Raw genomic sequence first — 12,679 nt, 5'->3', positions numbered from 1 at the left:
ACCTCATTAGGTGATGTTAGCGTGGGCTGCCACAACGCAGAAGTTTGCGAATAGAACCGCGATACGAGTGTGTTTAAGCGTAAGCTTCGACGTCACGAGGCTTTTCGAACTGCCTCCATGTCGACGAGGAATTGGCTATGACTACACCGTCCGTCGCCGGCCCAGCCTTGAAGGCTGCAGTACTTGGTGGCTCTATCGCGGGCCTAATGGCGAGCCTAGTGCTCGCAAAAAGGGGTTTCACGGTCCGTTTGTATGAGCCTCGGCAACATTACACGCGGAACATCCAGTGGGGGTGCAGGCAAACTTTCATTGACTATCTGTCATCGATCGATGCTGAGATAGCGCAAGACTTCGTAGATAGATTGGCCTCAGCAATAACCAACGGGTACAGATTCTTGGCCGACAGGAGTTCAATCTACGAACACGGGTCGTATATTCATACGCATCGGCCCGATCCTAGCCAAGGCAAGTGGACTGAAAGGGATTTGAGTGGCGAAAAATCACTTGCCGAACAAATAGTATGCTTAGTTCGGGCCCAAGAGCTTGAAAAGTTTCTGCGGGAGAAAGTCGCAGCATGTAACGTAATCATAATTGATGAGAAGTCGCCAGATGTTTTTCTTGACGACGCCAACATGTTCAATCTGTTACAGGACGGCCCAGAAAGCATCTATGACTTGATAGTGGTATGCGAGGGGGCTTCCAGTCCGACACGACAGGCAGTTGGCATCAAGTCCATGGACCTTAGCCGTAAGGTGACGCAGGTTTCCGGAGAGGTTTATCTGAAGCGCCACGGCATGATAATCGAATGCCTGCATGCCATTCGCCACGAAAACAAGCTTCGTGAAGAATTGCTTCTATCTTTGCTAATATCCACGGACAGGCATACGAACTGCTGGGTCGTCGGCGACGTTTCCTCTGAATGCTTGGAGAAAATTGCCAAGCTGGGCCGGCGAAACGCCGAGAAAAGAGAGGTGATTAAATCGGAATTTCGAAAGATTGCCGCCCGCACTATGCTCAGCGCAGAGCAAAATATTGCGGAAGCCGGATATCAAGGTGCGGTGCGAGAGGTCGAACTGTTTACCCTCCAAGCGAAGGTCTCAAGCACTGCCGTCGCAGGTGACAACCTCGTCCTCGCTGGTGATGCTGTTGGGGTTGGCCACTGGAGCGTCGGCGGCGGAATGCATGTGGCCGGTGTCTGTCATCCGAAACGATTGGATGATCTGGCCACCGAATTGCTCAAGACTACGGCCAACCGCTCGCAAGCATTACGAAAGTACAATGAAGGCGTCCTCGCTGACACCATCGCTTGGATTTCTCGCGGTATAAAGCACTACTACCTATCTGTTCCAGGAGATATCCTCACGGCCGTATTTGATCAGTTAGTGCGAGAAGTCATGGAAAATAACGATATGAACGTCCCAGCGAAAATTCGGTCGCGGGTAACATCAGTCTACTTCAACGGCTGACCTACCCGGTTGGCCGGATTAGAGCAATTTCTTACGACCGCGCACAGGTCCCGGGGTTTCGCAGTTGTAGACCGGGTCAGGGACTGAATCCGGCGGTGCACCACATCACCGACGTGCACTCAGCACCTCCGATACTTGCACGACTGCGGCCTTCGCCCGACGTGTGCGAGACGCGATATTCATCAGCCTTGCCGGTGTGCCGCCTCGGCGCAGGCACCATTCGCGCAGCGCCTCCCGGCCAGTGCGTGTCCGAACTTGGAAATGCGCGCGGGGCGGAGTTACAACTAGCGCTCGAACGCTGTATGGAAAGTGCGGACGCGTGAAGGGAGTCTTGCGAAGGTTGGCCTCAGCCACGTCAAGTTTCGTGCGAAACGAAATTATGTGGCTATGTCTCGACACATTTCGTCATCTTTCTTCGTCGGGCGCCGAACCCCGTAGGAGGCCAGCCCCACTCCGTTGGTCGTGGGTTCGAGCCCCACCCACCCCGCTGTGTGTCTGTATGACCTCGGCTGATGCTTGACACTCCTTAGCATGAAGCAGTTGAGCGTGGCTGAGAGCAATTGTCAATACTTGTGGATTGGGCCTTAATGCGATTGCCAATCGAAGGCAGTAACGGCCGCGACTCAGGCGGCGGGGCAGTTCGGGTCACCTCTTAGCGGATCTGGACGGTGTCGCTGCGGGCGCTTTGACCAGGAGGTGTTGTCCGAGGCACGTGCAGGCTGGCAAATTTGGGCGCGGGAGTCAAGAACTTCCAGTTGTTGACCCGCGTCACGTGGTATCACAGTCCCCGTTCGGTGAGCCAGCCGTCGATGCGTTGGGCAACTGTCTGCCAGCCAGGCTCAAGCATCATGTTGTGGCCCATGTCTGGGAAGAATTCTGCCTTTGTGCCGTATGCGCGTGCCGTTTTGCGTATTTCGTCTGGGCTGAAGGAGCCGTCACATTCGGCTCCCAAGACGAGCAGCGGCGAGGTCACCCGCGATGGCCTCGGGAGGCTGAGAATAGTCAAATCGATCGTCTGCCTTCCGAAGTACTCCTCATCGAGCAACGCGGCGTAGCGCACAATATCTTCCTCCGGAGTCCGCGCAGAGTAGAAACTTTGGCGCGCGGCCTTTGGTGTACTGAGAGCGCGTCGAGACTTGCCTGTGAGTGTGGCTGCTGCGGAACGGATTGGATGGTGACCCATTATCCGGAAAAGGGCACGGGTAGCCCCACTCACCGGCATCGACGCAAGGAGCACTCCTGCGGGGGCAGCGTGGCTTTCGAGATATTTTTGAACCACCAAGCCGCCCATGGAGTGACCAACGAGCACTGGCCGGTCGGGAAGGGTCTCGGCGACTGCAGCGACATCGCTCACCCAGTCGGCGACTGAACAGGTCCGGGGATTCTTTTTGTAGCTGTTGCCATGATTGCGAAGACTTAGCGCCACCGCTCGATATCCCTTGTCGGCGAAGTAATCCAAGAAATTTTCGTCCCAACACCAAGCCGCATGCCAGGAGCCGTGGACAAACAGCAGCGGCGCTGGATGGGATTCGCTAGACGAGCCCTTATCGATGACCTCAAGCATGAATCATCCCTCCTAGCTGCCCGCCATGATGGCGACTATCTTTCAATACCGGTGAATCGGGGTCTTAGGCGACTTCCGTTCGGATCGAGGTGGCCGTGTCGTCGGTTGGTTCGGGCGGGGTGATGTTAATGGGCCGTTCGAGTAGCTTGCCCTTGTGGAAGACCGCACCGGCGCGGACGAGGGCGACGAGGTGGGGGGCGTTGACGGCCCGCCAGCGGGTCTGTGCAGCGTCGATGAGCTTGTAGGCCATGGCAATCCCGGCCGCGCGGGATCCCGGCCCCTTGGTGACCTTCGTCCGAAGTCGCACCGTGGCAAAAGTGCTTTCGATCGGATTCGTCGTGCGCAAATGGATCCAATGCTCTGCGGGGTACTTGTAGAACTCCAGCAGGGTGTCCAGATCGTCGACGATCTTGGCGACCGCCTTGGGGTACTTCGCGCCGTAGTCGACCTCGAAGTCCTTGATCGCGACCTGGGCCTTGTCGATATCCTCGGCGTTGTAGATGTCCTTGAGCGCCGCCAACGCCGACGGGTGCGCCGACTTCGGCAGTGCAGCAAGAACATTGGCCTGCTTGTGAAACCAGCAGCGCTGTTCGCGGGTGGCCGGGAACACCTCGCGGACCGCTTTCCAGAACCCCAGGGCGCCATCGCCGACGGCCAGCACCGGTGCGGTCATCCCGCGGCGTTTGCAGTCACGCAGCAGATCAGCCCAGGACTCCGTCGACTCCCGATAGCCGTCGGTGAGCGCGACAAGCTCCTTGCGGCCATCGGCACGCACGCCGATCATCACCAATAGGCACAGCTTGGTCTGCTCGAGGCGGACCTTGAGGTGGATGCCGTCGACCCACAGGTAGACGTAGTCGATGCCGGACAGATCACGACGACCGAACGCGGCGGCTTCGTCTTGCCACTGGCTGGTCAGCCGGGTGATTGTCGTCGCCGATAGCCCAGCCCCCGATCCCAGGAACTGCTCCAGCGCCGGCCCGAAATCCCCACTGGAGAGGCCATGCAGATACAACAACGGCAGCACCTCGCTGATCTGCGGCGACTTGCGCGACCAGGACGGCAGGATCGCCGAAGAAAACCGCTGACGCTCACCGGAATCAGCGTCGACACGCTTGTCGTTAACCCTCGGCGCCCGCACCCTCACCGCTCCCGCGGCAGTCAGCACCTCCCGCGGTTGGTGATACCCATTGCGCACCACCAGACGCCGACCATCCTCGTCGAGATGATCACAGAACTGCTCGACATATGCGGCGATCTCGGCCTGCAACGCGGCGGCCAGCATCTGCCGCGCGCCGTCGCGCACGATCTCATCCAACAACGACCGGCCGCCTCCCCCGGCGTTATCATTGGCGTCATCGGCATCGTGAATTACGGTGAGCGTGGGCGTACCTTCCCAACCAGCGCGCGAACGCCGGTCTTGATCAGAGCTACTGGACTTCAGATCATCCTCGGGAAGGTGCGCCCACTTTCACGCCTCCTTGCAGAGGCTCATCCACAAGTTCTGATCATTGCTCCGTGGCTGAGCAGCGGTATCAGGCCGTAATGTCAGTGATTGCCGACGGTATATCGGTTACGCAATGGCCGAACTCAAGATCAGGACAACCCCCACAGCGATGGTTCGACGCTGAGTCGTTGCACATTCGTAGACTGCAGAATCCGTTTGATCTCCCACAGTTCGACCCTTACGACGACTGTCGAGGCGCCGCCTAGGGTCGGGGCAGCTGCGTGCAGTGCCTGCCGGTGTGCTGCCGCCTACCAATAGTAGGTGCGTTGCGGTGGGGCGACATCATCGAACGCGGACCGATCGCCACGACGCCAGTGGCCGAGCGCAGTACGTAGAGCTAGGCGATCACGCCGTCGTTGATCTCGGTTCTCTTGACGATGCTGGGGTCCTGCGTGACACATCCAACAGGAACAGACATTGGTTCCGGCGTAATGAAACACCCATTGGCACCTGGTGGCTGGTAACCAGCATTCCCGCTTGACGGCGTGCCGGTCGGGAAGATCACAGACTGGGTGATCGGATGCGTGGTGCGCTTCGGCGGCGATATCGCCGCGTGCGAGTTGAACCCAGAACGGAGCATGGGCATCGGTGCGGGACAAGGCAGGGCCTCCAGGGGACTTAACGCCCCTGCCCGCTACCCCCGGATGAGGACGGACAGGGGCTGCGGTGTCTCCACCGAGTCCCGAGGCTTGCGCTGTCCAATATTCATGAGCTGAATGTAGCGAGCCGCACCGACGTTAGGCCAGGGTTGTTACGAGTAACGTCTCAGCAGCTCCGCCGAACCACTCCGAACAGCGGCACCAGTCTGATGCGCGGCACAGCTGAAACGGCAAGGGCGTTATGGATGATCTAACGCACGGGCCCGTCGCGCGTAGCGAGACTTGGCAGATGGCCGCCTGAATCCCCTATCACCGGGCACGTCCATCCACAAGCTCTGCTAACTCCTCCATGCCCGCGGACGCAGCCAAAGAAGTCTGTACCCGGTGTGATGGCCAACTCCGAGCCACTCCACAGCTTTCCCGCAGGGTAATGCCGCAACATGTGGCGTAGCTTGAGCCGACGCGCAGACACAGGCGCAATGCATAGAAACCAGCTGCGGCGCGGATACGGTGTCGGCGTCAAGTGGAGACAGTCCGCACGTCCATGCCCAGCACAGGGGGAATCGTGAAATCCAGGAAATCCATCGCCGTGAGTGTCGCCGCGCTGGCCGCCGTCGGGGGCGCGGCCGCGGGACTTGGCTCCGGCGCAACCGGCGTCCCGCTTGCCGCCACTGTTCAGGTTCAGCTGGCTTCCGTTGGTGCGCCGCTGCCGCTGGACCCAGCGCCGTCACCGGCGCCCGCTCCGGCGCCGAATGTGCCGACCGCGGACCAGCTGACGTCGATCCTGACCAATTTGTCCGATCCTGGCGTGTCGTACCACACCAAGGACAGCCTGGTCGAAGGCGGCATTGGGTCGGGTGAGGGCCATGTGATGGATCACGAGCTGAGAAAGGCGTACCGCAACGGGGAGCTGCCCTTGTCCTTCGTCGTGTCGAATATTCAGTCGAACGGTCCCACGACGGCGACCGCTGACGTGGCCGTCTCGGGTCCCAAGCTTCCGGCACCGGTCACCAAGAACCTCATGTTCGTCAACCAAAACGGCACCTGGGTGCTATCCAGCCCCTCCGCCACCGAGCTGGTGCAGGCGGTCTCCGGGCTCTGACGCCCGCGAGCTATTGACCATCCACCCCGAGGTACGACGAGAAGCGACGAGACACCGCTCAAGACGGGCCTACCGGGACAGCACTGCCTCGATGGCGCTGATGACCTCCGGCGCGTCCGGTTCGGTCCGCGGCCTAAACCGATTGACCACGCCACCATCTGACGCGACGAGGAACTTCTCGAAGTTCCACTGAATGTCGCCCGCTTTGCCGTCGGCGTCGGCGGCTTTGGTCAGCTCGGCATACAGCGGGTGGCGGTCGTCGCCGTTGACATCGGTCTTGGCCAGCAACGGGAACGTCACGCCGTAGGTCGTCGAGCAGAACGATTGGATCTCCTCGGCCGTGCCCGGTTCCTGACCCATGAACTGATTGCAGGGCACGCCGACGACTGTCAGTCCCCGACCGCCGTAGTCCTTTGCCAGCTTTTCCAATGCGGTGTACTGCGGGGTGAGCCCGCATTTTGACGCCACGTTCACCACCAGCGTTGCGCCGGCAGATAATTCGGCCAGCGTGGTCGGGTTTCCGTCGAGGGTGGTCAGCGCGATGTCTTTGAGAGTCACAACGACGACGCTAACACCGCCGGTGCCGTTGACGCGCTGGCCTCGGCAAGGCAACGTGACGGGTACCCGAAGCAAGGAGCTGCCGCGATGACCGCCCAAACTCCAGAGGTCGCTGCGGCCACCGTCGTGTTGGGTCGCGACGGCGCCGACGGTCTCGAGGTGCTGATGCTCAAGCGCGCCACGACGACGTCCTTCGCCGGGGGAGCGTGGGTGTTCCCGGGCGGTCGGGTGGACCCGGCCGATGCCGGCGCCGATCCGCTGGACAGCGTCGCGTCGGCCCGCCGCGCGGCAGTGCGAGAAACCATGGAGGAGGCGGGAATTCGCCTCGATGTCGAAACACTGTCGGTGATATCGCAATGGAGTCCTGGTCCTGAGGCCCCCAAGCGCTTTCGCACCTGGATGTTGTTCAGCGCCGCCGTCACTCGCGGTGACGTGGTGGTCGACGGCAGCGAGATCGTCGAGCACCAATGGGTTACGCCGCTCGATGCGCTTGAGGCGCACGGGCAGGGGCGGATGGCCTTGCTGCCCCCGACCTGGGTCACGCTGTATCAGCTGTCGCACTACCGCGACAGCGCCGCAGCCGCGGCGGGAGTCGAGGCAATGCCATTCGAGCACTTCGAAAGTCACCTCGTTACCGCCCCGACGGGCATGGTCATCCTCTGGCACGGCGACGCCGGTTACCACACCCGCGACGCCGACTTGCCTGGTCCACGGCACCGCCTGACGATGCGACGCGGGCCGTGGACCTACGAACGAAGCCAAGACGTCCAGTGGGTCGCGCCCCACAGCGACAGCGCTACAGCGAGCTAGATTACCCGCATGCGTATCGCTCGCCTGCTCGCCGCAATCCTGACGCTCCTTACCGCCGGATTTCTGCTGGCAACCCCCGCCAGCGCGCAACCGCCATCTAAGCTCACCGATCACATCACCGACACCACCGGAGTGTTGACAAGTTCGGACCGGGCGGCGGTCAGCTCGGCGATCGACCGGCTCTACCGCGATCGGCACCTGCAGTTGTGGGTGGTCTACGTCGACAACTTCTCTCGGTTCAAGCCGGAGAACTGGGCTGATCAGACTCGCGCCGCCAGCAAGATGGGCGCCCAAGATGCGCTCCTGGCGGTGGCCATCAACACCAAGTTGTATGCGTTCTCGGTCCCGGCCATGTCGGCGAGCGCGGTAGGCAATCTGCGGAGCACGAAAATCGATCCTGAGGTCAACGCCAAAGACTGGGGTGGTGCTGCAGTCGCGGCCGCCGACGGGTTGAACAACACGGCGAGTTCGCCGGCGCGGAACTGGCTGCCGATCGCGATCGGTGTCGTCGTCGCGGTGGTTGTCCTCGTAGTGCTGGTACTGCTAATTCGGCGACGCCGGCGACGGCGCGCCGCGACGCGGGGATCCTCGGATGTGGCAGGGGTCAATCCCGGCGGGCGGGTCGAGTCGTTGGCGCAGGCGCTGAGCATCGCGGACGCCAGGTTGCGCCAAATCTCCGATTACGTCGCCAGGCACCGCAAGGCGGTCGGCGACGACGCCAAGGCCCGACTCGACGACGCCAAGCAATATCTGGCCGCAGCGCACGGCAAGAAGGATGAACCCGAAGCCATTGCCTATGCCAACAGGGCATCCGTGCTGGCCGCTCAGGCGCAAACACTGGCCAACGCCGACGTGCTGGCAACACATCGCGCGCCACGACGATAGGCGCTCTCCGCCGGAATGAAAAACACTGCATAGCAACAGATTTCAGTCGGGCGGAATATCTCGAACGTCAGTGACGTCTGACGATGCGACACCTACAGGCAGGGGTAGCGGGATGAATTTCGGTATTTCCACGTTCGTCAACGACGACAGCATCGATGCGGTGACCCTGGCGCGCGCCATCGAGGAGCGCGGATTCGATTCGCTGGTGGTCGCCGAGCACACCCACATCCCGGCCAGCCGGGAATCGCCCTATCCGCTCGGCGGTGAGTTGCCGAAGATCTACTACCGCACCCTGGACCCTTTCGTGACGCTCGCCGCGGCCGCCGCAGTGACGTCCAAGATCGAGTTGTTCACCGGAATCGCGCTGCTCATTCAGCGTGACCCGATCATCACCGCCAAGGAAGCGGCGAGTTTAGACCTGATTTCGGGTGGCCGGTTCGTATTCGGCGTGGGCGCCGGCTGGAACATCGAGGAAATGCGCGATCACGGCACCGACCCGAAAACGCGCGGGGCGTTGCTGGACGAACGAATCGAGGCAATCAAGGCCCTCTGGACCGACGAACCCGCCGAGTACCACGGCAAATACGTGGACTTTCCACCGTCGTTCAGCCGGCCGAAGCCAGTGCGCAAACCGCATCCGCCGATCTTCATCGGCGGTGACTCCGAGGCCACGGTGAAGCGAGTGGTCCGCCACCAGGCCGGGTGGATCTCCAACCCGTTCTCAATCGAGCACATCACCCGGCGCGTGGCTCAGTTGCGCGACGCCGCCGGGCACGACGTGCCGATGGCGATGTTCGGCACGCCCAAAGACCTCGACTATTGGCGAGCCGCCGAAGATCTGGGGTTCGAGCAACTCGGGTTGCTGCTCCCCACGAAACCGCGGGACGACTCGCTGCGACGGCTCGACGAATACGCGGACCTGATAGCGCAATATCGCGACTGACGGCAGCCAATTCGGCGCATTGAGGGAGCCGGTCGCACCGACACCGGTTCGACGGACCTGTCGGGCAGGGCCGACGCGATGACGTCCGCGGCAGTTCTTCGGTGCAGGATGTGCTGCGTGTTCGCGCGAAGTCGACTGACGCATAGAAACAGGTTGAGGCCGAATAGCTTTCGAGCGATCAGCGTCGAATCCTGCGGCGGCCCAGGACCGAACACCGCGTCGAGGCCGACTTCGATAGCGGATACTTGCTGCCGTCACATGCCGGGATCTAGAAATTCCCCGAACTTCGTATCCGACAGGTTAGGTTGTTTTTATGAGCAATGATCGCGGCGAGTCCGCGTTCAACCGACTGGGCCCGCAAGAGCCAGTGAGTCGGGCGCATGAACAGCTTGACGAGCTGGTCGCGGCCCGCGACCTGATGGAGAAATTGGTGCGGGTCATCGTCGAGATCGGCTCGGATCTCGACCTGGGCGTGACGCTAGACCGGATCGTCACGGCGGCGACTGAACTGACCGGTGCCCGCTACGGCGCGCTTGGTATCCGCGCGGCCGACGGCAGCCTGGTCTCCTTCGTGCACACCGGGATCGACGACGAGTTGGCCCGGCGCTTTAGCGACCTGCCGGTAGGAGAAGGACTGCGCATCGACGACCTGAGCGCCCAACCCGGGGCAATGGGATCGCAGCCGCACGATCTCCCATTCCGGGCGATTCTCGGCATTCCAATCACGGTGCGGGGAGCCGATTTCGGCAGCCTTTACCTTGCCGACGATCGACCGGGCCAAGCGTTCTCCGACACTCATGAAGTTGCTGTCCGGGCACTCGCGACGGCCGCGGCGGCCGCCATCGACAATGCGCGGCTGTTCGAGCGCGAGCGGGAGAACGCGAAGTGGACGAAAGCCAGCCGCGAGATCACTACTGCGCTGCTGTCCGGCGACCCGCAGACGGGGCCGCTGCAACTCATCGTGAATCGGGCGCTGGAGCTGGCTGACGCCGAGCAGGCCATCCTGCTGGTTCCGCGCGAACCGGATCTGCCCGTTAACGAGGTGGATACCCTGGTCGTCGCGGCAACGGCAGGTCGTTATGCCTCGGAGGTCATCGGCCGTCAGGTGCCTATGGACGGTTCCACCACAGGTGGTGTTGCGCGCCGCGGCCTGCCCCTGATCACCGATTCCTTCGAATACCCGATCGAGGGATTCACCGATGTCGGTTCACGCCCGGCAATTGTGATGCCGCTCGTCGCCCACGATGCGGTGCTCGGTGTGATTGCCGTCGCACGGCACCCTCAGCAGCCCGCGTTCGGCGCCGACTATCTCGAGTTGGTCAGCGACTTCGCCCGGCACGCGGCCATTGCCTTGGCGCTGGCGGCTGGCCGCGAACATGCGCTCAACCAGGAACTCGCTTCGGCCGATACCGTGGACGAGGCGCTGCAGGGCGCCGCCGAAGAGTTGCGGCGGCAATGGCGAGCACGCCGCGTACTGGCTGTGACCTTCCGAAAGGGCAGCTACGCAACAGAATCCGGTAACACACCACAGCTGGTGGCGGTGGGCGAGTCGACGCAGTGGAACGATCTGTCCTCTGACACCCGGCAAACGCTCGCCACACTGCGCGACGGAGACCTGCTCACGCCTTGCGCAACAGAGCCCGGGACAGCGGGGATCGCGCTGCAGCATCCCGAGGGTGTGGTGGTCGTCTGGATCGATCTGCCCGAGAAGCGACCGTTCAGCCTGGAGGATCAAACGCTGCTGACGGTGCTGGCGGGCCGCCTCGGGCAGGGCTTGCAGCGGGTGTACCAGGTCGACCAACAGCGCGAAACCGCACTGGCCCTTCAACATTCGATCCTCGGTCCCGCTCAGCTTCCCGGCGGGTTCGCGGTCCGCTATCAGGCGGCAAGTCGCCCGCTGCAGGTCGGCGGTGACTGGTACGACGTCGTAGACCTGGAGGACGGACGCATCGCGATGGTGGTCGGCGACTGCGTCGGACACGACCTCGCCGCTGCCACCGTGATGGGGCAGGTGCGTAGCGCCTGCCGGGCGCTGCTGTTCGAAAACCACAGTCCCGCTGCGGCTCTGTCGGGGATGGACCGTTTCGCAGCGCGGCTCTCCGGCGCGGAGTGCACCACCGCCGTCTGCGCTGTGCTCAACCCCGCCACCGGCGAACTGGTCTACTCCAGCGCCGGACACCCACCGCCCATCCTGGTCCTGGCCGACGGTACGGTTCAGATACTCGACGATGGCCACACCATCGCGCTGGGGGTGCGGCGGGACTGGGTGCGTCCCGAAGCTCGTGTGGCCCTGCCGGCACGATCCACGCTGATCCTGTACACCGATGGTCTGGTCGAGCGTCGTCGTATTCCCTTGGAGGACGGCATCTCTCGGGTCGCGGCGATTGTACAGGGAGCCGAGCCCGGCTCATTGGACGGTCTTGCCGACGAGATCATGGCCCAAGTCGCGCCGTATGGAGGCTACCAGGATGACGTCGTTCTGCTGCTGCACCGCCACCCAGCCCCACTGGAGTTGACTTTCCCGCCCGATGCCAGCCATCTCGCCTCCACCAGAACGGCGTTGCGCCACTGGCTGACCCAGGTCCACGTATGTCCGGAGCAGACGACGAACATGTTGATCGCCGCGGGCGAAGCGGTATCCAACGCGATCGAGCACGGCCACCGCGACAGGCCTGACGGCACGATCAGTCTGGGTGCGGTGGCACTGGTTGACGAGGTGCAATTGACCATCACCGACACCGGCTCGTGGAAGCCGCCCCAGCCGTCCACGGAGCGTGGCCGGGGGATCTCCCTCATGCGCCGTCTCATGCACGATGTCACTATCAATACGGAAACCGACGGCACCACAGTTCATCTATCGGCGAGGATCATTTGATGCCCACGTTGCTCACCCTTGACACGACGCATTCCGACGACGGCAAACACGTTCTGATCGCGGCTGGGGAAATCGACCTGAGCAATATCGGCGCGTTCAAGAACACCCTCGGTACGGCTACCGCTGAGGCTGCGAACACGGGTGGTCTGCTCACCGTCGACCTCACCGCGGTGGAATACCTGGACAGTGCCGCTATCAACGCCTTGTTCGCTCACGCCGACCACATTCGAATCGTCGCGCATCCGCTGTTGATGTCCGCGTTCACCATCAGTGGTCTGGCAGAGCTGGTCAACATCGAAACCGCTTCTGCGGCAACGGAATTATAACCCCACGAGTGGGCAACACAGGGGTCGCGGCGGGACTCGCACTG

General features: G+C 62.2%; 10 protein-coding genes and 1 pseudogene. 7 read left to right on the top strand and 4 right to left on the bottom strand.

Going from position 1 to position 12,679, the window contains the following annotated elements:
* Window positions 1-137 precede the first annotated feature (137 nt).
* The gene (locus tag H0P51_RS18125; RefSeq protein WP_180914194.1) at window positions 138-1,466 is read left to right on the top strand and encodes an FAD-dependent oxidoreductase; all 1,329 of its coding nucleotides are present in this window, start codon (window positions 138-140) and stop codon (window positions 1,464-1,466) included.
* 778 nt (window positions 1,467-2,244) lie between these two features.
* On the opposite strand, the gene H0P51_RS18120 is transcribed toward H0P51_RS18125, so the two are convergent.
* Both H0P51_RS18120 and H0P51_RS18115 read right to left on the bottom strand, forming a co-directional pair.
* Window positions 2,245-3,030, bottom strand: a complete 786-nt coding sequence (locus H0P51_RS18120; protein WP_180914193.1) for an alpha/beta hydrolase — start codon at window positions 3,028-3,030, stop codon at window positions 2,245-2,247.
* 64 nt (window positions 3,031-3,094) lie between these two features.
* Complete coding sequence (locus H0P51_RS18115; RefSeq protein WP_180919062.1) at window positions 3,095-4,402, bottom strand: IS256 family transposase; 1,308 nt, start codon at window positions 4,400-4,402, stop codon at window positions 3,095-3,097.
* A 1,299-nt stretch (window positions 4,403-5,701) separates the two neighbouring features.
* Between H0P51_RS18115 and H0P51_RS18110 the strand changes: the two genes are divergently transcribed.
* On the top strand, window positions 5,702-6,238 hold the full coding sequence (locus tag H0P51_RS18110) for an MTB12 family secreted protein (RefSeq protein ID WP_180914191.1): 537 nt from the start codon (window positions 5,702-5,704) through the stop codon (window positions 6,236-6,238).
* A 69-nt stretch (window positions 6,239-6,307) separates the two neighbouring features.
* On the opposite strand, the gene H0P51_RS18105 is transcribed toward H0P51_RS18110, so the two are convergent.
* The gene (locus H0P51_RS18105) at window positions 6,308-6,796 is read right to left on the bottom strand and encodes a glutathione peroxidase (RefSeq protein WP_180914189.1); all 489 of its coding nucleotides are present in this window, start codon (window positions 6,794-6,796) and stop codon (window positions 6,308-6,310) included.
* Window positions 6,797-6,883: 87 nt separating this feature from the next.
* Here H0P51_RS18105 and H0P51_RS18100 point away from each other — a divergent pair, with 87 nt between their 5' ends.
* The 3 genes from H0P51_RS18100 to H0P51_RS18090 all read left to right on the top strand — a co-directional run bounded on the left by H0P51_RS18100 (window position 6,884) and on the right by H0P51_RS18090 (window position 9,434).
* Complete coding sequence (locus H0P51_RS18100) at window positions 6,884-7,606, top strand: NUDIX hydrolase (protein ID WP_180914187.1); 723 nt, start codon at window positions 6,884-6,886, stop codon at window positions 7,604-7,606.
* 9 nt (window positions 7,607-7,615) lie between these two features.
* Window positions 7,616-8,491: a TPM domain-containing protein gene (locus H0P51_RS18095; protein WP_180914185.1), complete on the top strand. Its 876-nt coding sequence runs from the start codon at window positions 7,616-7,618 to the stop codon at window positions 8,489-8,491.
* A gap of 112 nt (window positions 8,492-8,603) precedes the next feature.
* Window positions 8,604-9,434, top strand: a complete 831-nt coding sequence (locus tag H0P51_RS18090) for an LLM class F420-dependent oxidoreductase (RefSeq protein WP_180914183.1) — start codon at window positions 8,604-8,606, stop codon at window positions 9,432-9,434.
* A gap of 134 nt (window positions 9,435-9,568) precedes the next feature.
* Here the strand turns inward: H0P51_RS18090 and H0P51_RS29285 are convergent.
* A pseudogene (locus H0P51_RS29285) lies at window positions 9,569-9,661 on the bottom strand (LysR family transcriptional regulator); the annotation flags it as partial.
* An 86-nt stretch (window positions 9,662-9,747) separates the two neighbouring features.
* On the opposite strand from H0P51_RS29285, the gene H0P51_RS18085 reads away from it, so the two are divergent.
* Together H0P51_RS18085 and H0P51_RS18080 are read left to right on the top strand one after the other, a co-directional pair.
* Window positions 9,748-12,309 carry a SpoIIE family protein phosphatase gene (locus tag H0P51_RS18085; RefSeq protein ID WP_180914182.1) on the top strand — a complete coding sequence of 854 codons (2,562 nt, stop codon included), beginning with the start codon at window positions 9,748-9,750 and terminating at the stop codon, window positions 12,307-12,309.
* Window positions 12,309-12,635: an STAS domain-containing protein gene (locus tag H0P51_RS18080; RefSeq protein ID WP_180914180.1), complete on the top strand. Its 327-nt coding sequence runs from the start codon at window positions 12,309-12,311 to the stop codon at window positions 12,633-12,635. The genes H0P51_RS18085 and H0P51_RS18080 overlap by 1 nt, the downstream gene beginning before the upstream one ends.
* Window positions 12,636-12,679: the final 44 nt, after the last annotated feature.

Origin of the sequence: Mycobacterium vicinigordonae, from assembly GCF_013466425.1 — a bacterium.
GTDB classification, from domain to species: Bacteria; Actinomycetota; Actinomycetes; order Mycobacteriales; family Mycobacteriaceae; genus Mycobacterium; species Mycobacterium vicinigordonae.
Note: the sequence above shows the minus strand (reverse complement) of the source record. Positions and strands in the feature narration are given on the sequence as shown.